This window comes from Sphingomonas sp. PP-CE-3A-406, from assembly GCF_003688625.1.
In the GTDB taxonomy this organism is placed as follows: Bacteria; Pseudomonadota; Alphaproteobacteria; order Sphingomonadales; family Sphingomonadaceae; genus Sphingomonas.
Genome location: NZ_RCWY01000002.1, coordinates 536,730 through 561,244 on the forward strand (window position 1 = coordinate 536,730; position 24,515 = coordinate 561,244).

At 66.6% G+C, this 24,515-nt stretch carries 24 protein-coding genes and 1 riboswitch; of the genes, 10 read left to right on the forward strand and 14 right to left on the reverse strand.

The window, feature by feature from the left end:
• Positions 1 to 104: 104 nt before the first annotated feature.
• Positions 105 to 383: an integration host factor subunit beta gene (gene ihfB, locus C8J44_RS08970; protein WP_056051424.1), complete on the forward strand. Its 279-nt coding sequence runs from the start codon at positions 105 to 107 to the stop codon at positions 381 to 383.
• Between the two features lie 426 nt (positions 384 to 809).
• Here ihfB and C8J44_RS08975 read toward each other — a convergent pair whose 3' ends face one another.
• Positions 810 to 1,007 (reverse strand): hypothetical protein, encoded by a 198-nt coding sequence (locus C8J44_RS08975; protein ID WP_082470946.1) that lies wholly within the window; start codon positions 1,005 to 1,007, stop codon positions 810 to 812.
• A gap of 169 nt (positions 1,008 to 1,176) precedes the next feature.
• Between C8J44_RS08975 and C8J44_RS08980 the strand changes: the two genes are divergently transcribed.
• Positions 1,177 to 1,872 carry an outer membrane protein gene (locus C8J44_RS08980; protein WP_121904226.1) on the forward strand — a complete coding sequence of 232 codons (696 nt, stop codon included), beginning with the start codon at positions 1,177 to 1,179 and terminating at the stop codon, positions 1,870 to 1,872.
• 43 nt (positions 1,873 to 1,915) lie between these two features.
• Positions 1,916 to 2,986: a PA0069 family radical SAM protein gene (locus tag C8J44_RS08985; RefSeq protein ID WP_121904227.1), complete on the forward strand. Its 1,071-nt coding sequence runs from the start codon at positions 1,916 to 1,918 to the stop codon at positions 2,984 to 2,986.
• Between the two features lie 253 nt (positions 2,987 to 3,239).
• Here C8J44_RS08985 and C8J44_RS08990 read toward each other — a convergent pair whose 3' ends face one another.
• From C8J44_RS08990 to glmU, 9 genes are all read right to left on the reverse strand, one after another.
• Positions 3,240 to 3,602, reverse strand: coding sequence for a VOC family protein (locus tag C8J44_RS08990; RefSeq protein WP_121904228.1), 363 nt, complete (start codon positions 3,600 to 3,602; stop codon positions 3,240 to 3,242).
• Between the two features lie 184 nt (positions 3,603 to 3,786).
• Positions 3,787 to 5,322, reverse strand: a complete 1,536-nt coding sequence (locus tag C8J44_RS08995) for an aminoacyl--tRNA ligase-related protein (protein WP_121904229.1) — start codon at positions 5,320 to 5,322, stop codon at positions 3,787 to 3,789.
• A 154-nt stretch (positions 5,323 to 5,476) separates the two neighbouring features.
• The gene (locus C8J44_RS09000; protein WP_121904230.1) at positions 5,477 to 5,995 is read right to left on the reverse strand and encodes a CcdC protein domain-containing protein; all 519 of its coding nucleotides are present in this window, start codon (positions 5,993 to 5,995) and stop codon (positions 5,477 to 5,479) included.
• 149 nt (positions 5,996 to 6,144) lie between these two features.
• Entirely contained in the window at positions 6,145 to 7,806 is a 1,662-nt protein-coding gene (gcvPB, locus tag C8J44_RS09005; RefSeq protein ID WP_121904231.1) for an aminomethyl-transferring glycine dehydrogenase subunit GcvPB, read from the reverse strand.
• Positions 7,803 to 9,161, reverse strand: coding sequence for an aminomethyl-transferring glycine dehydrogenase subunit GcvPA (gcvPA, locus tag C8J44_RS09010; RefSeq protein ID WP_121904232.1), 1,359 nt, complete (start codon positions 9,159 to 9,161; stop codon positions 7,803 to 7,805). The genes gcvPB and gcvPA overlap by 4 nt, the downstream gene beginning before the upstream one ends.
• 120 nt (positions 9,162 to 9,281) lie before the next feature.
• Entirely contained in the window at positions 9,282 to 9,653 is a 372-nt protein-coding gene (gcvH, locus tag C8J44_RS09015; protein ID WP_121904233.1) for a glycine cleavage system protein GcvH, read from the reverse strand.
• A gap of 1 nt (position 9,654) precedes the next feature.
• A complete protein-coding gene (gene gcvT, locus C8J44_RS09020; protein WP_121904234.1) occupies positions 9,655 to 10,887 on the reverse strand; it encodes a glycine cleavage system aminomethyltransferase GcvT in 1,233 nt (410 codons plus the stop codon).
• 154 nt (positions 10,888 to 11,041) lie between these two features.
• Positions 11,042 to 11,145, reverse strand: a riboswitch (glycine riboswitch).
• 239 nt (positions 11,146 to 11,384) lie between these two features.
• Positions 11,385 to 13,208 (reverse strand): glutamine--fructose-6-phosphate transaminase (isomerizing), encoded by a 1,824-nt coding sequence (gene glmS / locus C8J44_RS09025; protein ID WP_121904235.1) that lies wholly within the window; start codon positions 13,206 to 13,208, stop codon positions 11,385 to 11,387.
• 40 nt (positions 13,209 to 13,248) lie between these two features.
• On the reverse strand, positions 13,249 to 14,640 hold the full coding sequence (glmU, locus tag C8J44_RS09030) for a bifunctional UDP-N-acetylglucosamine diphosphorylase/glucosamine-1-phosphate N-acetyltransferase GlmU (RefSeq protein WP_121904666.1): 1,392 nt from the start codon (positions 14,638 to 14,640) through the stop codon (positions 13,249 to 13,251).
• Between the two features lie 65 nt (positions 14,641 to 14,705).
• Between glmU and C8J44_RS09035 the strand changes: the two genes are divergently transcribed.
• Positions 14,706 to 15,389 (forward strand): HAD family hydrolase, encoded by a 684-nt coding sequence (locus tag C8J44_RS09035; RefSeq protein WP_121904236.1) that lies wholly within the window; start codon positions 14,706 to 14,708, stop codon positions 15,387 to 15,389.
• A complete protein-coding gene (locus C8J44_RS09040; RefSeq protein ID WP_056051447.1) occupies positions 15,386 to 15,745 on the forward strand; it encodes a hypothetical protein in 360 nt (119 codons plus the stop codon). The genes C8J44_RS09035 and C8J44_RS09040 overlap by 4 nt, the downstream gene beginning before the upstream one ends.
• Positions 15,746 to 15,755: 10 nt before the next feature.
• Here C8J44_RS09040 and C8J44_RS09045 read toward each other — a convergent pair whose 3' ends face one another.
• The 4 genes from C8J44_RS09045 to C8J44_RS09060 are packed head-to-tail and all read right to left on the reverse strand — an operon-like array spanning position 15,756 to position 18,262.
• Positions 15,756 to 16,733: a nucleotidyltransferase family protein gene (locus C8J44_RS09045; RefSeq protein WP_259466787.1), complete on the reverse strand. Its 978-nt coding sequence runs from the start codon at positions 16,731 to 16,733 to the stop codon at positions 15,756 to 15,758.
• A complete protein-coding gene (locus C8J44_RS09050; protein ID WP_121904237.1) occupies positions 16,730 to 17,590 on the reverse strand; it encodes an HprK-related kinase A in 861 nt (286 codons plus the stop codon). Before C8J44_RS09050 ends, C8J44_RS09045 begins: the two co-directional genes overlap by 4 nt.
• Positions 17,587 to 17,862 (reverse strand): HPr-rel-A system PqqD family peptide chaperone, encoded by a 276-nt coding sequence (locus C8J44_RS09055; protein ID WP_121904238.1) that lies wholly within the window; start codon positions 17,860 to 17,862, stop codon positions 17,587 to 17,589. The genes C8J44_RS09050 and C8J44_RS09055 overlap by 4 nt, the downstream gene beginning before the upstream one ends.
• A gap of 4 nt (positions 17,863 to 17,866) precedes the next feature.
• Complete coding sequence (locus C8J44_RS09060; RefSeq protein ID WP_121904668.1) at positions 17,867 to 18,262, reverse strand: hypothetical protein; 396 nt, start codon at positions 18,260 to 18,262, stop codon at positions 17,867 to 17,869.
• Between the two features lie 152 nt (positions 18,263 to 18,414).
• On the opposite strand from C8J44_RS09060, the gene C8J44_RS09065 reads away from it, so the two are divergent.
• From C8J44_RS09065 to pstB, 5 genes are all read left to right on the forward strand, one after another.
• Complete coding sequence (locus tag C8J44_RS09065; RefSeq protein ID WP_060526632.1) at positions 18,415 to 19,641, forward strand: ATP-binding protein; 1,227 nt, start codon at positions 18,415 to 18,417, stop codon at positions 19,639 to 19,641.
• 46 nt (positions 19,642 to 19,687) lie between these two features.
• Positions 19,688 to 20,746: a substrate-binding domain-containing protein gene (locus C8J44_RS09070; RefSeq protein ID WP_121904239.1), complete on the forward strand. Its 1,059-nt coding sequence runs from the start codon at positions 19,688 to 19,690 to the stop codon at positions 20,744 to 20,746.
• Between the two features lie 313 nt (positions 20,747 to 21,059).
• The gene (gene pstC / locus C8J44_RS09075; protein WP_121904240.1) at positions 21,060 to 22,436 is read left to right on the forward strand and encodes a phosphate ABC transporter permease subunit PstC; all 1,377 of its coding nucleotides are present in this window, start codon (positions 21,060 to 21,062) and stop codon (positions 22,434 to 22,436) included.
• Complete coding sequence (gene pstA / locus C8J44_RS09080; RefSeq protein ID WP_121904241.1) at positions 22,429 to 23,727, forward strand: phosphate ABC transporter permease PstA; 1,299 nt, start codon at positions 22,429 to 22,431, stop codon at positions 23,725 to 23,727. Before pstC ends, pstA begins: the two co-directional genes overlap by 8 nt.
• The gene (gene pstB, locus C8J44_RS09085; RefSeq protein ID WP_056051462.1) at positions 23,727 to 24,506 is read left to right on the forward strand and encodes a phosphate ABC transporter ATP-binding protein PstB; all 780 of its coding nucleotides are present in this window, start codon (positions 23,727 to 23,729) and stop codon (positions 24,504 to 24,506) included. The genes pstA and pstB overlap by 1 nt, the downstream gene beginning before the upstream one ends.
• Positions 24,507 to 24,515: the final 9 nt, after the last annotated feature.

The following is a 24,515-nucleotide window of genomic DNA, read 5'->3' on the forward strand; positions in this document are numbered from 1 at the left end:
CTTATTTACCCCATTTTGGTTTTTGACTGCGTCCGGATTAGTGCTAACGCTTCGCAGGTTGACTTACATCAACGAGCGGAACTGCCACATGAGCGGGAAATCGAATGATTCGATCTGAACTAGTCTTGAAGATCGCCGAAGCGCATCCGGACTTGCAACCGAACGAAGTCGAGCTGATCGTCAGTACGTTCTTCGACGAGATTTCGAAGCGGCTCGCCGGCGACGGTCGTGTCGAACTGCGCGGGTTCGGTGCCTTTTCGACGCGCGCGCGCGATGCGCGTACCGGCCGCAACCCGCGTACCGGCGAGGTCGTCGCGGTCGACGCCAAGCGCGTGCCGTATTTCAAACCCGGCAAGGAAATGCGCGCCCGCCTCAACGTGTGAGGTCTTGGCGGCGGCCCCGAAGCGTCTTAAGACCGCCTCGGATGCGGGCGTGGCGGAATGGTAGACGCACCGGACTTAGACATGCTTGAGTGCCCACGGGGAAACCCGCGGCGTAGAACTGCTCAAATTCGGGGAAGCCTGTAAAATGGGAATCCCGAGCCAAGCCCGAGAGCGATCTCGGGAAGGTGTAGAGACTAGACGGGCAGCACCTGTATCCCGGCCTGCCGGGACATGGTGAAGGGATAGTCCAGACCACAAACGCCCTCGGGCGGCGGTGAAAACCGTAGCTGGTACGAAAATCCGTTGGGCCTAGGCCCGTGGGGGTTCGAGTCCCCCCGCCCGCACCATCCAGCCCAATGGGCCTGCCCGTCGATCGAAGCCAACGAGGCCACTGCGGCGACGCTATTTACCCGGCAGCGGCACCCATCACTCTGCGCCCGACGATCCTTTTGCGGCATGCATCAGGTCGACCAGCTGTTTGTTGATCGATGCGCCGTGCAGGTGAAGATGCACCGCATCATAGCCCTCGCGGCGCAAGCGCTGTCGCAGGTCGTTGACCGAGCTGCAGGCGCCGGATCGTGCCAGTTCGAATGCCCGCTCCACGGTGGTGATCTGTTCCGTCATGTTACCGCCCTAGGCGTTCTGTCGCCCCTTCGCGAGCGCTCATTCGAAGCCCGACCGATGGATCGGAAATGGACGCAACCAGGCTGGGTTAACCTTGTCGAAACCACGCGGCGGGGAGAGGGACAGCCGTGGGATCAGCCAGGGGGCTGGTTCACAGGGGACCTATCGAATGTACAAGTACCTGCTTATCGCGGCACTAGCCGCCGCACCGGCCGCGCCGGCTTTCGCTCAGTCCGACGTGGGTCCGAATGGCGCTAGCGACGCTGCGACCGCGTATGGCCAGTCCGACGGCGTCAGCGGCCTGCGCGTCGAGCCGCGGATCGGCTACGACCGCGTCATCACCGAACTGAACGTCGAAGCCGGCGAAGACTCGGGCCGCCTCAGCGAAGGCAAGAGCGGCGTCACCTATGGCGGCGAGGTCGGCTACGATATGGTCGTCAACGGCGGCACCATGCTCGGCGTCTATGGCGGTATCGAGGGGTCGAGCGCCAAGCAGTGCTTCGACGGCGGCGACGGTGTCGACACCTGTTTGAAGCCCGGCCGCAACCTGACGGCCGGCGTGCGCGGTGGCTTTCTGATCAACCCGACGACGGTAGCCTATATCAAGGGCGGCTATTCGAACGGCCAGATCCGCCTCAACTACACCGACCCGACCTTCCCCGAGGACAATTTCCGCCTTTCGGACAACCTGAGCGGCTTCCACGTCGGTGCCGGCGTACAGGCCGGGTTCGGGCGCAATTTCTACGGCAAGCTCGAATACGTCTACACCGATTACAACGGCTATGAAGTCGTCGACGGGTCGGACAAGGCGAGCCTCGATTTCAGCCGTCACCAGGTCGTCGCCGGGATCGGCTTCCGCTTCTAATATCGTTCTTGCTATGTTCCGTGGCGGTGTCTAGTTTCAGTCGATGAAACAGGCCCGCCCGGTTCGCGGTGCGACTCGCAATGACGAGAGCCGCCGGTTCAACCTTCCGCAGACCGAGGCGGATGGCGACTGGCTCGACATGCGCGAGGGGATCGACGGGATCGCCCCGAAGCTTCGGACGACGGTGACCGTCGAGACCCCGCGCACGATCATCAGCCGCAACGCATCGCCCGACGTGCCGTTCGATCGCTCGATCAATCCGTATCGCGGGTGCGAGCACGGCTGCATCTATTGTTTCGCGCGGCCGAGCCATGCGTTCCACGATTTGTCGCCCGGGCTGGACTTCGAAAGCAAGCTGTTCGCGAAACCGTCGGCCGCAGCGCTGTTGCGCGCTGAACTGTCGAAGCCTGGCTATGTCGTCGCACCGATGGCGCTAGGAACGAATACCGATCCCTACCAGCCGATCGAGACCGACTGGCGGATCACGCGCGGCATTATCGAGGTGCTCAGCGAGACGGATCATCCGCTGACGATCACTACCAAGTCGAACCGTGTGGTGCGCGATATCGATCTGCTTGGGCCGATGGCTGCAAAAGGTCTGGCGGCAGTAGCGATGTCGATCACCTCGCTCGATCCGAAGGTCGCGTCGACGGTCGAGCCGCGTGCGCCGCATCCCGAGCGACGACTGGCGGCGGTGCGCAAGCTCGCGGATGCAGGCGTGCCGGTGTACGTGTCGATCGCGCCCGTCATCCCGGCGATCACCGATCATGAGATCGAGCATTTGATCGCGCGCGCGGCGGAGGCGGGGGCGACGCGCGCGTTCTTCATTCCGGTGCGATTGCCGCATGAGGTGGCACCGCTGTTCCGCGCGTGGCTCGACGAGCATTTTCCGGATCGCGCGGGGAAGGTGATGGCGACGATCGCATCGCTGCGCGGGGGGAGGGATAACGATCCGAACTTCTTTACGCGGATGCAGGGGCAAGGGCCCTGGGCGGACCTGCTCGGGACCCGGTTCCGGATTGCGTGTGCGAAGCATGGGCTGAACCGCGAGCGGGTAGCTTTGCGGAACGATCTGTTCCGGGCGCCAAGGGGGCCGCAGGGGGAGCTGTTCTAGAGGAAGGCGTGGTAGTCCCCGTAGCAACCTGTCGGTTAAAGAGGACTGGCCGACCTGTTCCCCCCTCCCTGGAAGGGAGGGGTTGGGGGTGGGTCGGCTTCCGCACACCCGAACCCCCGCGGCTTAAGCAGGCCAACCCACCCCCGGCCCCTCCCTTTCAGGGAGGGGGGAAGTCTCCACGTCGGCAAGGTCGAGACCAAAGGCGCCCTATCCCGATCTACCGCTGATCGTCATATCAAACTGGGGCGCTTCCTCAACCTTCTGGGTCCTCGGGTTGCCACAGTTCGATAGGATTGCCTTCCGGATCATGGATACGCGCGAAGCGACCGAAACCAGGCATGTCCCATTCGGGATCGGTGATCACCGCGACTCCTACCGCACGAAGGCTCGCTATCAGGCCATCGAGGTCGTCGACGCGCAGGTTGAGCATCCAAGGGCGATCCGCCGGAAAATAGTCGGCGTCGACCGCGAACGGTGCGAAGACGCTGGGCCCTGCCTGCGTCTCCCACGATCCATACGGCACCGAGCCGACGCCGAGATGCTCGACATACCAGGCGCGGATCGCTTCCGGGTTCTTTGCCCGGAAGAAGAAGCCGCCGATCCCCGTCACGCCCATGCCTGCCCCCAAAGGTCGCACCGCCCAAAGCCGATGCGACGATACCAGACGAAGTACCGCGACGCAGCCGACAGACCGGTCCGTTTCGGTTGCTGCGTAGCACTGGGTATCCGGGCCGTTTCGGCACCCCCCCTTACTTCGGGCGAGCCCCTGGACCTGCCTTCGGCCGTAGCCGGTCGCGCGCTTAGTAGGCGCGGCCGATCAGAATGCGCTCGACCGCGGGTTCGCCGGTAAAGATGCAGGCGCCGTCGTCACACCCGGTCTGCCCCATCGGCGCGTTGCGGATCGTGAGCTTTAGCGCCTTCAACCGCTCGACGACCTTGTCGAGCGCCGCGCCGGTCGGCTTCGACCAGCGGACGTCGACCCAGCCGGGGTTCTTCACGCCGTCGGCGAAATGCGCTTCGACTGCGGCGAAGTCGTCGGCGGGGACGATGTTGCCCTTCACGCGGTTCATCGACTCGACGTGGAGCGTCGCCTGGATGTCGTGCAGCATCCCCGAGACGTCGCCAACGAACGCGTCGCGCGGCGTTGCGACGCTGTCGAGCTTGCCGTCCTCGCGGTAGAGGCGGTCGCGGCGGATGACGGAGACGTTGCCCCCGGCCATGTCGCGTCCGCCGACCTCGATCACGATCGGGGCGCCCTTCTTGACCCAGCCCCAGCGCTTGGTCGCGGCCTTGGCGGGCTTGAGATCGAGCAGCGCGCGGACCGGTTCGCCGAGCGCGGACTGCTTGGCGAGGTCCGCCTGGAGCGATTTGCAATAGTCGACGATCGCCGCGTCCTCGGGCTGGTCGCGCAGCATCGGCACGATCACGACCTGCCACGGTGCGATCATCGGCGGCACGCGCAGGCCGTCGTCGTCGCCGTGGACCATGATGACCGCACCGATCATCCGCGTCGACACGCCCCAGCTGGTGGTGTTGCACAGCTCGAACTCGCCGCCCGCATTCTGAAAGCGGATGTTCTGCGCCGACGCGAAATTGGTGCCGAGGAAATGCGAGGTGCCCGCCTGGAGCGCCTTGCCGTCCTGCATCATCGCCTCGATCGAATAGGTCGCGACCGCGCCGGGGAAGCGCTCGTTCTCCGGCTTTTCGCCGGCGATGACGTGGACGCCGAGGCATTCCTCCGCGAAGTCGCGATAGACTTCGAGCATCTTCAGCGTCTCGTCGCGTGCCTCGTCCGCGGTGGCGTGCGCGGTGTGGCCTTCCTGCCAGAGGAACTCGCTGGTGCGCAGGAACATGCGGGTGCGCATTTCCCAACGGACGACGTTGGCCCATTGGTTGATCAGCACCGGCAGGTCGCGCCACGACTGGACCCAGCGCGCGAAGGCGGCGCCGATGACCATTTCGGAGGTCGGGCGCACGACCAGCGGCTCCTCGAGCTTGGCGTCGGGATCGGGTATCAGGCGGCCATAGCCGTCGGCTTTCAGCCGGTGGTGGGTGACCACAGCCATTTCCTTGGCGAAGCCGTCGACGTGCTCCGCCTCCTTCTCGAAGTAGGAGAGCGGGATGAACAGCGGGAAATAGCAATTCTCGTGGCCGGTCGCCTTGATCCGGTCGTCGAGCAGGCGCTGGATGCGCTCCCAGATGCCGTAGCCCCAGGGGCGGATGACCATGCAGCCGCGGACGCCGGATTCCTCGGCGAGATCGGCCTCGGAGATGACGGCCTGGTACCAGGCGGAGAAATCCGCCTCGCGGGTGACGGGGAGTGCGCGCTTTATCATGGGGTGCGGATAGCGGGTGCGCGGGGGTTCGTCACGTGTGAGTTGCGGGTGCGCATCCCACCGCACCCTTCATCCTGATGCTGCCCGTCATCCTGACGAAAGTCAGGACCCAGAGCCACAAGCGGTGTGGTGGTATCCTGGATCCTGACTTTCTTCAGGATGACGGGACGCGCGCCGTTTCGAGCATCCGCTTGGCGCGGAGGTACATTTCGATGCGTTGGGTGGTGAACAGGCCGAGCGCGAGCGCGACCAGCATGTCGGTGATGGCGAAGGCGTCGAGGTGGAGGGCGTGGCCGTCGCCGATCACGGCGCGCGCGCCGGTGCGGACTGCGACGATCGCGACGATGAACAGGACCGCCGCCGGGGACGATGTCGTGTTGAGTGCGTGGCTGTCGGGATCGATCGTGATCCGCATGAGCTTGCCGCGTTGCCAGCCGAGCGCAGCGCCCATCACCAGAGCCAGCACGCAGAACAGCCAGGCGAGGCCGTGCGGCGGGTACATCGCGAACATGTAGAGCGTGACCGCGGCATAGAGCGCGGGGAAGATCCAGAGGCGTTCGAGCTTGAGCGGCTTTACGATACTCATGCGGCGCCAGCGGACCGCGAAGACTATGCCGATGACGACCGCGGTGATCGCGTAGCTGATCCAGCCTTGTGCTTCGTGCGCCTGCATCGATCTTGGCCCCCACCCCTATTGGGGTGGAGGCTAGATCGGTTGCGGTGTTCTGGGCAATCCGTTTTCCTGCGTATGCAGGAATCCAGGGTTACGGCACGCAGCGTTCGTAACCTTGGGCTCCTGCGTTCGCAGGAGAACCGCGAGGTTTACTCCGCGGCTTGCGCCAGCGGGGCCGGGTCCTTCCAGACCAGCACCGGTTTGCGCGCCGCGAGCGTCTCGTCGAGGCGCGCGCGGGGGGCGAAGTGCGGCGCTGTCTTTAGGCTTGGGTCGCCGGCTTTCGCGCGTTCGGCGACCGAGCGGAGCGCGGCGATGAACTGGTCGAGTGCCGCTTTCGATTCGGTCTCGGTCGGCTCGACCAGCATCGCACCGTGCACGACGAGCGGGAAATACATCGTCATCGGGTGAAAGCCCTCGTCGATCAGGCCCTTGGCGATGTCGATCGTCGAGAAGCCGGCGGCGAGGCCGGAGTCCGAGAACAACGCCTCGTGCATGCACGGACCCGAGGGGCCGAACGGTGCGTCGAGCGTGTCGTCGAGGCTGCGCAGGATGTAGTTCGCGTTGAGCACCGCATCCTCGGACACCTGGCGCAGGCCGTCCGCGCCGTGGCTGAGGATGTAGGTGAGCGCGCGCGTGAACATGCCCATCTGGCCGTGAAACGCGACCATGCGGCCGAAGCTGCCCGCGTGATGCTCGCCTGCGGTTTCCTCCTCGACCAGGACGAACTGGCCGTCCTGGTTCTCGACGAACGGGAGCGGTGCGTAGGGGGTCAAAGCCTCCGAGAACACCACCGGGCCCGAGCCTGGGCCGCCGCCGCCGTGGGGCGTCGAGAAGGTCTTGTGCAGGTTGATGTGCATCGCGTCGATGCCGAGATCGCCCGGCCGGACGCGGCCGACGATCGCGTTGAAGTTCGCGCCGTCGCAATAGACGAAGCCGCCCGCCGCGTGCACCGCATCGGAAATCTCGCGCATGTCGCGCTCGAACAGGCCGCAGGTGTTGGGGTTGGTGATCATCACGCCGGCGACGTCGGGGCCGAGTCGGGCCTTTAGTGCGGCGGTGTCGACGCGGCCTTCGGCGGTGGCGGGGATGTCCTCGACGCTATAGCCGGCGAACGCGGCGGTGGCGGGGTTGGTGCCGTGTGCGCTCTCGGGGACGAGGATGATCTTCCGCGCGCCTTCGCCCTTGGCTTCGAGTGCGGCGCGGATCGCTAGGATGCCGCAGAGTTCGCCGTGCGCGCCCGCCTTGGGGCTCATCGCGACCGAGGTCATGCCGGTGAGCGTGACGAGCCAGTGCGCGAGTTGGTGGATGACTTCGAGTGCGCCCTGCACCGTGTCGACGGGCTGGAGCGGGTGGACGTCGGAGAAGCCGGGGAGCCGCGCCATCTTCTCGTTGAGGCGCGGGTTGTGCTTCATGGTGCAACTGCCGAGCGGGAAGAAGCCGAGGTCGATGCCGTAGTTCTGGCGCGAGAGGCGGGTGTAGTGGCGGACGGTTTCCGGCTCGGAGAGACCTGGGAGGCCTATCGGTGCGGTGCGCGACAGGTTGCCGAGGCGCGATAGCCCTCTCCCCTCCGGGGAGAGGGTTGGGTGAGGGGTCGTACCGGGCGCAGCATTGCTGGGCTGCCCCTCACCCCAGCCCTCTCCCCGGCGGGGAGAGGGAGCAGCGAAATCTACGCCGGTGGTGTGCGTGTCGCCGATCTCGAAGATCAGGGCTTCTTCCAGCATCAGCGCCTTGTTGCCGGTTACCGATGCGGGGACGTTGCCCGTGTTCGCCTCGGGCGAGGTCGGGCGCCAGCCGCTCTGGTTGATGCTCATGCCAGTATCTCCTGGAGTGCGGACGCAAGCGTTTCGACGTCCTCCGCGGTGGTCGTTTCCGTCACGGCGACGACGAGGCCGTTCGCGAGGGCGTCCTGGCCGGGGTAAAGACGCCCCAGCGATACGCCGGCGAGGATGCCGCGGTCGGCGAGCGTGCGAACGACGGGGCGGGCTTCGACGGGCAGCTTCAACGTGAACTCGTTGAAGAAGCTGTCGTTGACGAGTTCGACACCGGGGATCTGCGAGAGGCGCTCGGCGGCCGCGACCGCCCCCGCGTGGTTGATCTCGGCCAACTGGCGCAGGCCGGCTTCACCGAGCAGCGTCATGTGGATCGAGAACGCCAGCGCGCACAGGCCGGAGTTCGTGCAGATGTTCGACGTCGCCTTCTCGCGGCGGATATGCTGCTCGCGGGTCGACAGCGTGAGGACGAACCCGCGGCGGCCGTCGGCGTCCACGGTCTCGCCGCAGAGACGGCCTGGCATCTGGCGGACGTATTTGTCCTTGCAGCCGAACAGGCCGACATAAGGTCCGCCGAACTGCAGGCCGACGCCGAGCGACTGGCCTTCGCCGACGACGATGTCCGCGTCCATCTCGCCCGGCGAGGTGATCGCGCCGAGCGCGACCGGCTCGGTGACGACCGCGATCAGCAACGCCTTCTTCGCGTGGCACGCATCCGCGAGCGGGCGCAGGTCGGCGATGCGGCCGAGGATGTCGGGGTACTGGACAACGACGCACGACGTATCGTCGTCGATCTTCGCGATCAGCTGGTCGAGGTCCATGTCGGCGACCAGCTCGGGCGCGGTCGTGTCGAGGACGTCGCCGGTGAACTTCGCCATCGTGTTCGCGACCGAGACGTAATGCGGGTGGAGGCCCGATGAGAGGATCGCCCTGCTCCGCTTGGTGATGCGACGCGCCATCACGATCGCCTCCCAGCACGCGGTCGAGCCGTCGTACATCGAGGCGTTGGCGACGTCGGTGCCGAGCAGCCGTGCGACCTGCGTCTGGAACTCGAACAGCATCTGCAGCGTGCCCTGCGCGATTTCGGGCTGGTACGGCGTGTAGGCGGTGAGGAACTCGCCGCGCTGGATCAGGTGGTCGACCGAGGCGGGAACATGATGCTTGTACGCGCCGCAGCCGAGGAAGAACGGCGCTTCGCCGGCGGTGAGGTTCTTCTTGGCGAGCGCCGACATGTGGCGTTCGACCGCCATTTCGGAGGCGTGCATCGGCAGGTCGCGGACCGGGCCGTCGAGGCGGGCGGCTTCGGGCACGTCGACGAACAGGTCGTCGATCGTCGCGGCGCCGATGACGGCGAGCATTTCCGCGCGGTCGGGCTTGGTCAGGGGAAGGTAGCGCATGACGTTCCTTTAGAACGTCACCCCAGCGAAAGCTGGGGTCTCAATCCGCGGGAGAAACGCTGGTGTCGGCCCCGTGGAGGGAGATCCCAGCTTTCGCTGGGATGACGGTTTATTTTGGGATCAGAGCTTCTCGACGAACGTCGCGTAGGCGGCTTCATCCATCAGGCTGTCGAGTTCGCTCGGGTCGCTGAGCGTCAGCTTGAAGAACCAGCCCGCGGCTTCGGCGTCAGAGTTCACCAAGCTGGAATCGTCGGTCAAAGCGGCGTTGCCCTCCGTGACGGTGCCCGAGACCGGCGAGTACACGTCCGACGCGGCCTTGACCGACTCGACGACCGCGGCTTCGTCGCCCTTGCTCAGCGTCTTGCCGGCTTCGGGAACGTCGACGAACACGACATCGCCGAGCTGGCTCTGCGCGTATTCGGAGATACCGACGGTGCCGATGTCGCCGTCGACATCGACCCATTCATGATCCTGCGTGAAGTAACGGCTCATATCACTTGGCTCCTGCGCGGACGTAGCGGTGGGGAATGAAGGGCATCGCGGTGACGGTGGCGGTGTGGACCTTGCCGCGTTGCGCGATCTCGATGCGGGTGCCGGGGGCGGCGAGCGCGAGCGGCACATAGGCCATCGCGATCGGCTTCCCGAGGGTGGGTGCGAAACCGCCGCTGGTCAGGCGGCCGATGGTCGCGCCGGTGTCGTCGATCACTTCGGCACCTTCGCGGGCGGGCTGGCGGCCCTCGACGATCAGGCCGACGCGCTTGGTCGCGGGGCCATGCTCGCGCTGGGTGAGGATACGCTCGGCACCGGGAAAGTCGGCGGCTTCGCGGCGGCGCTTCGACAGCGCGAAACCGAGGTCGGCCATGACCGGCGTAATCTCGGGATCGAGGTCGTGACCGTAGAGCGGCAGGCCGGCTTCGAGACGCAGCGAGTCGCGTGCACCGAGGCCAATCGGCTTGATCTCGGGGAGCGCGAGCAGCGCATCGGCGAACGCGACGGCGTGCTCGGCGGGGAGCGAAATCTCGACGCCGTCTTCGCCGGTGTAGCCCGAGCGGCTGATCCAGAGCGGGACGTCGTTCCAGTGGAACGCGCCGGCGGTCATGAACACGAGACCGTCGATACCGGGGACGATCCGCGCGACTGCTTCGACCGCCTTGGGGCCCTGCACCGCGAGCAGCGCCTGGTCTTCGAGGATGTTGATCGTAACGTCGTCGGGCAGATGCTCGATCAGGTAACTGATGTCGTCATACTTGGTCGCGCCGTTGACGACGACGTAGAAGCTGCCGCTGGCGGTCGGCGACGGGTGGAGCGGGTCGTACGCCTCGGGCTCGACGTCGGCTGCGGAGAACGGCGACGGCTGGTCGTCGGGGAGGCGCGTGGCCATCAGGTCGTCGAGGATGCCGCCGTCCTGCGCGAGCAGCAGAGAATAGCGCATCTTGCCTTCGCCCAGGCCCGCGATATCGCCCGGGAGGACGGTTTCGAGCGCGTGCGCGACGCCTTCGCCGGAGAAGACGAGCTGGCCCATGTGGCTGACGTCGAACAGGCCGGCCGAGTCGCGCGTCCAGGCGTGCTCGGCCATGATGCCTTCATACTGGATCGGCATCTCGTAGCCGGCGAACTCGACCATCCGCGCGCCGTGGGCGCGGTGCCACGCGTCGAGCGGCAATGGCAGGATCTCGGGCTCGACGTAATCGTCGGCCTGGTCGATGATGCTGGCGTAATCGCTCATGGTCGTCTCCGTCGAAGGGGCGCGCGGCACCCTGTGGTGCAGCGATCCAAACCCCCTCTGTCACGGGACCTGAGAGCTTTCGCGCCGGATATGTCCAGCGCTTACCCCTTCGGTGGCCCTCGACTTACGTCAGGACGCTTTCCAGAGTGTCGATCAGCCCCGCGCGGTCTCTGGTGCCTGAGAGATTCCGGGGTGGTTGCTCCTTCGGCGGTTCCTTTGGCCCTCAAAGGACCGGAAACGCTCTCCCGCGCGGTGCCATGCCGGTTGCCCGACATCGACGCCGCGAGCTGTGACGCGGCGCACAATCTTAGTCAATCGAGGGATGCGCGCGGCGGAAAGAAATCGGCGTTCACCGCCTACCATACGCACCACCCCGGCGAAGGCCGGGGCGCAATTGGAAAGGTCGCTGTAACGGAGGAGCGCGCCTCAGTTACCTCCGTCCCCCAATTGGGCCCCGGCCTTCGCCGGGGTGGTGTAATGGGTGGAGATACGGCGCGTTATTCGACCGTCACGCTCTTCGCCAGATTCCGCGGCTGGTCGACATCCGTGCCCTTCAGCACCGCGACGTGATACGCCAGCAACTGCACGGGCACCGCATACACCAGCGGCGCGATCAGTGGGTGGACCTTGGGCATGGTGATGGTCGCCATGCAGCCTTCGCCGGCGGCCTGGATGCCGTCGTAATCCGAGATCAGCACGACCTTGCCGCCGCGTGCCATGACTTCCTGCATGTTGCTGACGGTCTTGTCGAACAACGGCCCCGACGGGGCGATGACGATGACGGGTACATGTTCGTCGATCAGCGCGATCGGGCCGTGCTTCATCTCGCCGGCAGCATAGCCCTCGGCGTGGATGTAGCTGATTTCCTTCAGCTTCAGCGCGCCTTCGAGCGCCAGCGGGTAATCCGTCCCGCGGCCGAGATACAGCACGTCGCGCGCGCCGGCGATGTTATGCGCCATCGCCTCGATCGCCTCGTCATACGCGAGCGCGCCGTTGAGCGCGGCGGGCGCCTCGGCGAGGTGGCGGACGATCTCGCGTTCCTGGTCCCTCGTCAGCAAGCCCTTCGCGCGCGCCAGGTTCGCGGCGAGTGCGGCGAGCACGGCGAGCTGGCAGGTGAACGCCTTGGTCGAGGCCACGCCGATCTCGGGGCCCGCATGCGTCGGCAGCAACAGGTCCGCCTCGCGCGCCATCGAGCTGGTCGGGACGTTGACGACAACCGCGATCTTCTGGCCCTCGGCCTTGGCGTGGCGCAGTGCTGCGAGCGTGTCGGCGGTCTCGCCCGACTGCGAGATGAAGAGCGCGAGGCCGCCGTCTTCCATCACCGGCGCGCGGTAGCGGAACTCCGACGCGACATCGAGGTCGACCGGCACGCGCGCGAACTGTTCGAACCAGTATTTGGCGACCATGCCGGCGTAGAAGCTCGTGCCGCACGCGACGATCGTCACGCGCTTGATCGTGGACAGGTCGAACTCGGGGATCGGCAGCGAGACCTCGCCTTCCATCCGCTTGAGGTACGATCGGAGCGTCTGCGCGACGACGATCGGCTGCTCGTAGATCTCCTTGAGCATGTAATGCTTGTGGTTGCCCTTCGAGATCACCTCGCCGGTGATCCCGGACAGCGTGATCGCGCGCTCGACCGGCGTGTTCTCGCGGTCGTAGACCTGCGCGCCATCGCGCGTCAGCACGACCCAATCCCCCTCGTCGAGATACGCGATCCGCTGCGTCAGCGGGGCGAGCGCGAGCGCGTCCGAGCCGAGGTACATCTCGCCCTCGCCGTGCCCGACGACCAGTGGCGAGCCGAGGCGGGCGCCGATCAGCAGGTCGGGATGCTGGCGGAACAGGATGGCGAGCGCGAACGCTCCGTGCAGGCGCGGCAGGATCTCGCGGACGGCCGACACGGGGTCCATCCCCGCCTCGACCTTCTCGCTGATCAGATGCGCGACGACTTCGGTGTCCGTCTCGCTGGTGAACGTGCGGCCGCGCGCGATCAGTTCGTCGCGGAGCGGCTTGAAGTTCTCGATGATGCCGTTGTGGACCACCGCGACTTCGCCGGTCGCGTGCGGATGCGCGTTGTTGGTGGTCGGGCCGCCATGCGTCGCCCAGCGGGTATGCGCGATCCCAGTCTTGCCGGGCAGCGGATGCGCGGCGAGTTCGTTCGCCAGATTGACGAGCTTGCCCGACGCCCGACGCCGCTCGATCGCGCCGTCATTGTCGGTGGCGATACCCGCCGAATCATAGCCGCGATATTCGAGCCGCTTCAGCCCGTCGAGCAACCGGCCCGCGACGTCTTCGCCGCTCAAAATTCCAACGATGCCGCACATCAGATCATACTCCGGGGAAACAGGATTTCGCTTGCGAACTTCATCGAGCAGCCTTGCGTGCGATCATCTTCTCGCGAAAGCGCGCTGCCCAGCCTTGCTTCGAAATCTGCGGTGGGCGGACCAGCGCCAGCGCGTCGTTCTCGACGTCTTGCGTCACGACCGATCCCGCGGCGACGATCGCGCCTGCGCCGATCGTGACCGGCGCGACCAGCGCGGAATTCGAGCCGATGAACGCGCCCTCGCCGACGACCGTGCGGTATTTGAAATAGCCGTCATAGTTGCAGGTGATCGTGCCGGCGCCGATGTTCGCGCCTGCGCCGATGTCCGCGTCGCCGATATAGGTCAGGTGGCTGACCTTCGCGCCCTCGCCGATGATCGCCTTCTTGATCTCGACGAAATTGCCGACCTTGGCGTCCGCACGCAGGTCCGCGCCGGGGCGGAGGCGCGCGAACGGGCCGACGTTGGCGCCCTTGCCGACGGTTGCGCCCTCGATATGGCTGAACGCATGGATCGTCGCGCCGTCTTCGATGCGCGCGCCGGGGCCGAAGACGACGTTGGGTTCGATCACGACGTCGCGGCCGAGTTGCGTGTCGTGTGAGAACCAGACGGTGTCGGGCGCGATCAATGTCGCGCCGTCGGCCATCGCCTGCGCGCGCCGCGTCGCCTGCCAGGCGCCTTCGACACCGGCGAGTTCACCGCGGCTGTTGACGCCCGCGACCTCGTCCGCGCCGGTTTCGATGACCGCGGACGAGCGGCCGGCGGCGGCGGCAAGCTCGACGATATCGGTGAGGTAATATTCGCCTGCGGCATTGTCGTTGCCGAGCCGGTCGAGCAGCGCGAACAGGTCGGCCGAGCGCACCGCCATCAGCCCGGAATTGCAAAGCGTCACCGCGCGTTCCGCCTCCGACGCGTCCTTATACTCGACGATCCGGTCCATCCGGCCCGCAGCGTCGGCGATGACGCGACCATAGGCGCCGGGATTCGCAGGACGGAAGCCGAGCACGACGACGGCGGGCGTGTCGTCGCCGTGCAACCGGTCGATCATCCGCTGCATCGTCGCTGCGGTGACGAGTGGAACGTCGCCGTAGAGGATCAGGACGTCGCCCTCGAACCCCGCCAGTGCGTCGCGAGCCTGCGCAACCGCATGGCCGGTGCCGAGCTGCTCCGCCTGGAGCGCGGTGGCGATGCCGAGCGGTGCGACCGCCGCCTCGACCTGCTCGCGCCCTGCGCCGGTCACCACGACGGTCTTTGCCGGATGCAGCGCGGCCGCGCTTGCGACCAGATGCAACAGCATCGGCCGCCCGGCGATCGGGTGGAGGACCTTGTGCAGGTCCGATTTCATCCGCGTGCCCTTGCCAGCAGCAAGAATAACGACCGCAATCGGATGTGCGGGGGAAGGCGCCGAAAACGGTTGGTCGTTGGAATGCGTCATCATGGAAGGATCGCTGCCACGAAAGCCTTGCCAATTCCATAGCGCCGCTGGCAGGCGTAGCTGCAATGACGTATTTTTCTTTCGATATCGTCGGGTTCGACCTCGACGGTACGCTTCTCGATACCAGCGGCGATCTGGCCGCCGCGGTCAACCACGCGCTGATTACGGCCGGTCGCCCGGAATTGAGCGTCGAGCAGGTCAAGCCGATGATCGGTGGCGGCGCGCGGCATATGCTCAAGCAGGGCCTGACCGCGACCGGCGGCTATGACGAGGCGATGCTCGACACGCTGCATGCCAAGCTGCTCGCCTATTACGAGGCGAACATCTGCGTGCTGACCAAGCCGTACCCGGGGGTCATCGACGCGCTCGATGCGCTGGCGGCGAACGGCGTGACGCTGGGGATCGTCACCAACAAGATCGAACGGTTCGCGCGGACCGTGCTCGACCAGCTCGGCCTGACCGATCGGTTCGCGTGCATCCTCGGCGGCGATACACTGGCCGAATCGAAGCCATCGCCGATGCCCATCCTTGAAATGGTCCGACTTTGTCAGGAAAGCGGGAGCGGCGGAGGACGCGCCGCATTCGTCGGCGATTCGATCTTCGATATCCAGGCGGGACAGGCGGCGGGGCTGCCGACGATCGCGTGCAGCTTCGGCTTCCTGATGCAGCCGGTCGCGGAACTCGGCGCCGACGCGGTGATCGACGGCTATGCCGAATTGCTGCCGACGCTCGAAAGGCTCGGCGCATGAACCGGCCGTTGTTTCTCCGCATCGCGCTGGTCTTGGCGATCGTGTTCGCGGTGACGATGGCGCTGCTGCCCAAGCCGCCGCACATGCCGATCGACCAGTTCGGCGACAAGTTCGAGCATATGCTCGCGTTCGCGACGATGTCGCTGCTGGCGGCGTTCGCGTATCCGACCGCCAAGCTGTCGCGGATCGGCGAGCGGTTCTCGTTTCTGGGCGCACTGATCGAGGTGCTGCAGTCGATTCCGTCGCTGCACCGCGATTGCGACATCCACGACTGGATCGCGGATACGCTGGCGATCACGGTCGTGCTGCTGATCGTCTGGTCGGTACGGCGGCAGCGTGGTGCGCGATTGCCGTAAGTCCGGTGCGCTAAGCCTTGCGGAACTTGGTCCAGAGATGCCGTGCGAGCATTGCCGGCGGCATCCGCAGCCAGTGCGAGCGGACGTAGAAGGCGAGGCGGGTTAGTGGGCGCGTCGGTCTGCCCCAGCCGTCGCGAGCGGTAAGCCGACGGACGTAGAGGCGATCGACACCGCGCGAGTTGCCGGCGCCGAACAGCGCACCGACCAGCCGTAGCGACCGCGCCACCTGTTCGTGCAGGCTGTGCCGTCGCGCATCCGCATCGAGTCCATCGGTCCCGAACTCGTCGACCAGGCACCGGATGTCCCACAGGTTGCGCAAGCCGCCGGCCAAATCGCCGTCCGCGAACAGATGCGCCGCGGCGTGGACGATCATCCCGTTCGGCGACAGCGTGCGCAGCCCGTTCTCCAGCGCCACGCTGCCCGCGATCAGCGCCGACGCATCTGGCGTGACCCGCGCGGTGAGCGGCAGGATCGTGTGGTGCACGTCGATCATCCGGTCGCGCTCGCGGTGGATCAGCGGCGGGAGTTCGTGCATCCAGCGCCGATAATAGACGTCGTCATACGGATCGGGCTTCACCCATTCCCAGCCCGCCGCGAGCAACGCCGCCTCGACCGTATCGAGCGACTCGCGCGGCACCAGAATGTCGAGATCGCCGATCGACCGCCCCTGCCCCGCCGACAGTCCCGCCGCAACGAACGCGGTTCCCTTCAACAGCACGACCGGGCAATCGACCGCGGCGAGCGCCCGCCGCGCCATCTCCGCTTCCCAGAGCGCGACGCGGCGGCCCTGCTCGGCGGAGGCGCGCGCGTCCGCCAGGATCGTCTTCACCGCGCCCGGCATCGGCAACCCGTCGAGGCGGATCGCTAGCGTCCCGATCAACTGCTCCGCGCGCGCCATCGCCAGCAACGCGGTCCAGCCATCCGCATCGAGCTCAACGACGCTGGCCGGATCGGCGAGCGCGCGCGCGAGCATGCGGGCATCGGTCACAGTGCGGCCCACAGCGCCTCGACCTGCTCGATCGCGCTTGACCCGTCCGGATAGTCGATCGCGACCGAGGGGACCCCCGCGATCAGACCGGTCAGCGCGCGGAACCCGGCCTCGCCTAGCGCCACGTAATTGGTCGACGCCTGCGTTATCCGCACGAACGCCTCGGCCGGCGGCACCGGTCGCGTCTCCGCCTCGAATCCGTAGCGAGGGAATACCAGCAACGCCGGGCGCGCTGGAACGTCCATCGCCGCGATCGCGCCTGCATCCGGAACCATATGGCGGATGTCGCCCTTCGGCGTTGCCGGCATCAGCGGCCCCATCCGTGCGTCGGGCCATGCCGCCTCGGCCGCGGCGATCGCTTCGTTCTTCAGGCTTATGAGACGCGGAAACGCGTGGACCAGCCCGGTCGCCGGATCGAGCAGCGCGAACTCGTCCCCCATGAACCGCCAGCCCTTTGCCGCGAGCAGCGTCGCCAGCGTCGACTTCCCCGCCCCCGAAATCCCCGTCATCAACAGCGCGCGCCCGTCGCGCTCGACCGCCGATGCGTGGAGCAGCAGATATCGCCGCGCGCCGAGCGCCATCTGCAGGTTCATCGCCATCTCGGCCGCGAGCAGACCCTGCCGCAACGGCAACGGCGCCGCTTCAGGCAGCATGTAGTCGCCGCCGATCTCGACCGAGGGGCGGATGAGCCGCCGCCAGGGTCGGCGCGCGAAAAGGCGCACGGTAAAGTCCGGCACGCCGTCGTTCGGTTTTGGGTAGTCGCGATACAGCGTCTCGAGTTGCGCGATCGGAGACCGCCAGTCGGAGCCGATGCGGAAGCCGATCGGGCCGATGCGCACGGCAAATGCGTGCCTCACGCCGCCTCGACCAGTCCGGCTTCGACCAATTCCTCAAGTCGCGCCGCCAACGCCTCGCGCGTCCCGTCGGAGAGCTCGTAGTCCTCCGCGAGCCGATCGAGCAACGCGCCCAGAGTCAGTCCGCTCTCGCCCAGTACCGCAATGATCTGGGGTGCGGGTTCGGTCAGCAGATGCGTGATCCCCGACGCGCGGTGATAGACAGCGGTGAATTCGTCGAGCGGCGCGATTAGCACTCCGTCGGTCGGCGGCGCTCGATAGACCGCGTCGTTCACGGTCTCAGGCGCGCGGCATCTGCAACGACGCAAAGCAGGTGAAGCCGCCCTGGCCGCGCTGCAACCGGCGGATATAATTCACATACGCACGGCTACGCTCGGAATCGGTCCCGGGCAGGCTCCTGCCGGTCGCCATCGATCGCTTGACCTCTTCGCCCTTGAACGGCCGCGGTGACGAGGGGAATGCGCCCTTCGTCCGCGCCGGAACGACACTGCCGTTCGCATCGATATAGCTGCCGGCGCGGCCCGGATCGGGCACCGGGATTTCGCAGTTAAGCACTGAACCGGCGGTCTGCGCGAGCGCGGGCCGGATCGACACGACCGCACCCGCGGTCACCGCGCCGAGCGCCAGGACTCGGCGACGCGTCGGCACGCCGTCCTCGCGGTGCTCCGGGATCATGGCCGGATCCTGCTCTGGTCGCGTATCGTCGCTCATGATGCCCCTGTTATTCCCAAGCCCTTTCACAATCCTGAAGCGCTGACAATATAGCCGCACCGATCGTACCGAACTAGGACGGGTGCGCGCCCCGTCCGCGCGCCTTGGAGATCACCATGCTTTCCGGATTTGGCCTGCGTACCTTCTGGGCGATCGTCGTCGTCATCGTCGCCTCGGTCGCGGTGTTCGTTATCACGCGCGACATCCAGGGCGCGATCGTCGCGGTGGTCGGTGGCGTCGCCGCCGCGCTGGTGGCCGCCGGGACGGGGGACGAAGCGCCCGCCCCGGACGATACCCTGTCCGCCGTGCCCTCGGTGATGGACGAAGTGCTCGACGCGATCGTCGCGCCGGTGATGCTGGTCCAAGACGGGCGGGTCACGCTGGCCAACAGCGCGGCGCGGACGCTGCTCGGCGCGCACATTCTCGGCGAGGATGCGCGCGTCGCGATCCGCCACCCCGCCGCCGCCGAGCGCCTCGGGACGCCGGGGCCGATCGACGGCGAGCGGCCGATCGAACTCGTTGGGCTCGGGACGCGTGACCAGCGCTGGGAGATGCGGCTCGGCGAGGCGTCGGACGGCCAGCGGATCGTCCACCTCGTCGACCAGACCGGCAACTACGCCGCGGAACGGATGCGAATCGATTTCGTCGCCAATGCCAGCCACGAACTCCGCACGCCGCTCGCGTCGATCCTCGGCTTCATCGAGACGTTGCGCGACGAGGCGGGCGAGGATGCCGAGGTCCGCGCGCGCTTCCTCAAGGTGATGGACGACGAGGCACGGCGGATGCAGCGGCTGGTCGAGGATTTGATTTCGTTGAGCCGGATCGAGGCGGAGAAGTTCCGCCTGCCCGACCAGGCGGTCAACCTCGCGCAATTGGTCACCGACGTCTGCGCCGAGGTCGTCGATGCCGCGGGCGATCGCGGGCTGGATCTGGTCGCGACGATCGATCCCCGCCTCGCACCGGTATCCGGCGACAAGGCCCAGCTGTCGCAGATGCTCCACAACCTGATCGGAAATGCGATGAAATACGGTCGCGCGGGAACGCCGGTCTCGATCGATCTGAAACGCGACGATCTGAACATGATCCGCCTGTCGATCCGCGACGAGGGCGACGGGATCGCCGCGGTGCACATCCCGCGGCTGACCGAGCGCTTCTATCGCGCGGACGCGGGGCGCAGCCGGTCCCTGGGCGGTACGGGTCTAGGTCTGGCGATCGTCAAGCACATCGTCGAGCGGCACCGCGGACGGCTCGATATCGCCAGTCAGGTCGGTGTCGGGACGGTCGTTTCGGTCATCCTGCCCCCGAGCGGCGGGGCTGCCAAAGGCGCTGTCATAAAAGGGTAACCCAACTGTCACACAGGATCGTCTTAAGTACCGCTAAGGCCGGTGCATGACGGGAATTCTGGTGCAGCGGTTCGTTCTACTTGGGGTGTTGGGTGCTCTGGCCGCGTGCGTCGATCAGGCGAACGGCGGCGGGGCGGGTTCGCGCGACCAGATCACCGCGGTCGGATCGTCGACCGTCTATCCGTTCACGACGATGATCGCCGAGCAGCTCGTCGCGAACGATCCCGATGCGAAGGCGCCGGTGATCGAATCGACCGGGACCGGGGCGGGGATGAAGCTGTTCTGCGCAGGCGTCGGCGCAGCGCATCCCGATATCGAGGACGCGTCGCGGCGGATGAAGGCGAGCGAATACGCGACCTGCGCGAAGAACGGCGTCCGCGACGTGATCGAGATCCAAGTCGGGATCGACGGCATCGCCTTTGCCGAGGCGAAGAACGGCCCGAAGATGCAGCTGACGCCGACCGATCTCTACAAGGCGCTTGCCGCCAATCCGGGGGGCAAGGTGAATACCGCTCGGGTGTGGCGCGACGTCAATCCTGCGCTGCCGGCTGTGCCGATCCAGGTTTATGGCCCGCCGGCGACGAGTGGCACGCGCGATGCGCTGGCGGAGCTGATCCTGACCAAGGGGTGCGAGGCGAGCGATCCTTCGGCCAAGGCGCTCGCGAAGTCGGATGCCGAGGCGCACAAGGCGCTGTGTACGCGGGTGCGCGAGGACGGGGTGTATGTCGATGCGGGCGAGAACGACAATCTGATCGTCCAGAAACTGCAGTCGAATCCGAATGCGATCGGCGTGTTCGGGTACAGCTATCTCGAAGAGAACAAGGACGACGTGAACGGGGTTTCGATCTCGGGTGTGGCGCCGACCTATGCGACGATCGCGGACAATCGTTATCCAGGGTCTCGGCCACTGTATATCTACGTGAAGAAGGCGCATCTGACCGCGATCCCGGGACTGCGGAACTTGTTGAAGCTGTATGCGGCGAACTGGGGGGCGACGGGGCCGTTGGTGAAGCGGGGGTTGATTGCATCGCCGGCAGCGATCCAGGCGCGGTCGGCGGCGATTATTGCGAACGAGACCGTGCTGGATCCGGCGGTGTTGTCGTGATGTTTGGCCCACATAATCGCACGCCCCTCCTAGTTCCCTCGCGAACGCGGGGGCCCAGGAGCCAAGCGCGCCACCGGAACTTAGCTGGCCCCCCGCGTCCGCGGGGGAACGGGGATTTGGCGGCGGCAATATCACTCAACAGGGCAACCACCCCGGCGAAGGCCGGGGCCCAATTGGGGACCGTTGCACTGGTGAGTACAGTGCCCCGTTACCCCGACCTTTCCAATTGGACCCCGGCCTTCGCCGGGGGGGAGTCCCCCCCGGTGCTACATCGGGTGAATGCCAGAGTAGCAGCATTCGGAGGACACGCCTGATGTCCCCCATCGCCCTCCTCTTCCTGGTCCTAGGCATCGGCCTCATCGGCTGGCTAACCGCGCGCGTCCGCGCCACGCGCTTCCGTGCCGGCAGCACCGTGCGGTTCAGTTCGCTGCCGTCGCATCACGGCTGGTACGTCGCGTTGTGGACCGCGATCCCGCCACTCGTCTTTCTTGTCGTCTGGTCGATGACTGCGCCCGCGCTCGTCACCGATGCTGTGCTCGCCACGCCAGCCGCGATCCAGCTCCCCCCGCCGGGCTTCGACCGCGCCTCGATCCTGTCCGAAGCGCGCAGCCTCGCGGAGGGCCGTAGCTTCGGCGCGTTCCACGGGCTCGCCCGCACGCTCGCCCCGTCCTACGCCGCGGCGCAATCGCGCTACGACTGGATCGCCACAGCCGCCGCGCTGCTGCTCGCCTTCGCCGGCGGCGCGTTCGCCTTCACCCGCGTGAAGCCCGGGTTCGGCGCGCGGACGCAGATCGAGCGGGTGGTGATGCTGATGCTGCTCGGCGCGTCGCTGATCGCGATCCTGACCACGGTCGGCATCGTCGCGTCGCTGCTGTACGAGTCCGCGCGGTTCTTCTCGGTCGTGCCGATCACCGATTTCCTGTTCGGCACGCACTGGAGCCCGCAGGTCATCGACGGCCGCGATCCGGGCGCGTCGCTCGGTGCGGTGCCGTTGTTCTGGGGGACGTTCTTCATCGGCGCGGTGATCGCGATGATCGTCGCGATTCCGTTCGGTCTGATGAGCGCGATCTACCTCACGCAATATGCCGCGCCCAACACGCGCAAATGGATGAAGCCGATCCTCGAGGTGCTCGCGGGCGTGCCGACCGTCGTCTACGGCTATTTCGCCGCGCTGACCGTCGCGCCCGCGGTGCGTGACCTCGCCGTATCGGTCGGGATCAGCCGGGCGTCGTCGGAGAGCGCGCTCGCTGCGGGCCTCGTGATGGGCATCATGATCATCCCGTTCGTGTCGTCGATGGCGGACGATTCGATCGCCGCGGTCCCCTCGTCGATGCGTGACGGCAGCCTCGCGATGGGCGCGACCTCGTCCGAGACGATCCGCCGCGTGCTGCTCCCGGCCGCGCTACCCGGTGTGGTCGGCGGCGTGCTGCTCGCCGTGTCGCGCGCGATCGGCGAGACGATGATCGTCGTCATGGCCGCGTCCGGCGTCGCGACGCTGACGCTCAACCCGTTCGCCAGCACGACCACAGTCACCAAGCAGATCGTCGATCTGCTGACCGGCGAGGCCGAGTTCGACAGCCCCAAGACGCTCGCCGCGTTCGCGCTGGGCCTGACGCTGTTCGTGGTCACGCTCCTTCTCAACATCGTCGCGCTGCGCGTCGTCAAACGGTACCGCGAAGCCTATGAGTGACACGCTCGTGCCCCAGATTCCGGTGACCAATGCGGAGCCGGTGCGCCGCGTGCCGACCGACTGGACGACGCAGGCGATGCAATCGCGCATTCGCCGCCGCTATGCATCCGAGCGTCGTTTTCGCTTTGCCGGGCTCGCCGCGGTGTGGCTGTCCGCCGCGTTCCTCGCCTACCTGCTGATCACGATGGTGATGCAGGGCGCGAGCGGGTTCGTCGAGACGCGCGTGTCGCTCCCGGTCGATCTCGCCGCCGCCAAGCTGCCGATCGAGCCCGCGCGCCTCGTCGGCCGCGGTGCCGATCTCGCGCTAGCCGGTGCAGGGCTGGAAGGCACCGTCGACCTTGCCGCGACCAAGGCGTTCGGCAAGGACGGCACCGACCTTCTCTCCGACGGCGCCTGGGCGGTGGTGCGCGATGCGATCAAGGCCGACCCGTCGCTGCTCCAGCGCAAGAGCGTGTTCGAAGTCCCCGTCTCCAGCCCGATCGACGTCGCCGCCAAGGGCAACGGCACGCGCGACGCCGAAGCGGTCGTCGCGCGGCTGAAGGCGAGCGGGGCGCTGACCCGCGGGTTCAACGCGGGCTTCCTCACCTCGGCGGACTCGACCGATGCCACCCGTGTCGGGATCTGGGGGGCGTTCAAGGGGTCGCTGTTGACGATGATCGTCACGTTGCTGCTGGCGTTCCCGATCGGCGTGCTGTCCGCACTGTACCTCGAGGAATATGCGCCGAAGAACCGTTGGACCGACCTGATCGAGGTGTCGATCAACAACCTCGCCGCGGTGCCGTCGATCATCTTCGGCCTGCTCGGGTTGGCCGTGTTCCTCGGCACGTTCGGGATGCCGCGTTCGGCACCGATCGTCGGCGGCCTCACGCTCGCGCTGATGACGATGCCCGTGATCGTCATCGCCGGGCGCAACGCGATCAAGGCCGTCCCCCCATCGATCCGCGACGCCGCGCTCGGTATCGGCGCATCGCCGGTGCAGGTCGTCTTCCACCACGTCCTGCCGCTCGCTTTGCCCGGTATCCTCACCGGCACGATCATCGGCATGGCACGTGCGCTGGGCGAGACCGCGCCGCTGCTGATGATCGGCATGCGCGCGTTCATTGCAGCCCCGCCGTCCGGGCTAAGCGATCCCGCGACCGTGCTGCCCGTCCAGATCTTCCTCTGGTCCGATCAGGTCAGCCGCGGCTTCGTCGAGAAGACCTCCGCCGCGATCATCGTCCTGCTCGTGTTCCTGCTCGCGATGAACGGCGTCGCGATCTACCTCCGCAACCGATTCGAGACCCGCTGGTGATGCCAAAACCTTTCAAGCCTCCCGTCCTCAAGATGACGGCGCGCAACGTCTCCGTCGCCTATGGCAGCAAGATCGCGATCAACGACGTCTCGATCGACGTCGACCAGGACGAGGTGGTCGCGTTCATCGGCCCGTCGGGCTGCGGCAAGTCGACCTTCCTGCGCACGCTCAACCGCATGAACGACACCGTCGCGAGCGCGCGCGTCACCGGCGAGATCAAGCTCGATGGCCAGGATATCTATTCGCCCGACATGGACGTGGTGCAGCTCCGTGCCCGCGTCGGCATGGTGTTCCAGAAGCCCAACCCGTTCCCGAAATCGATCTACGAGAACGTCGCGTATGGCCCGCGCATCCATGGGCTGGCGGGCGCCAAGGCCGATCTCGACCGGATCGTCGAGAAGTCGCTGCGACGCGCCGGCCTGTGGGACGAGGTCAAGGATCGCCTCTCGGACAGCGGCACCGCGCTGTCGGGCGGCCAGCAGCAGCGACTGTGCATCGCACGTGCGATCGCGGTCGATCCCGAGGTCATCCTGATGGACGAGCCGTGCTCGGCACTCGATCCGATCGCGACCGCCAAGATCGAGGAGCTGATCCACGAACTGCGCGGACGCTACGCCATGGTGATCGTCACGCACAACATGCAGCAGGCCGCGCGCGTCAGCCAGAAGACCGCGTTCTTCCACCTCGGCACGCTGGTCGAATACGGCAACACCTCGGACATCTTCACCAATCCCCGCGAAGAGCGGACCAAGGATTACATCACCGGCCGCTACGGCTGAGTGGGGAAA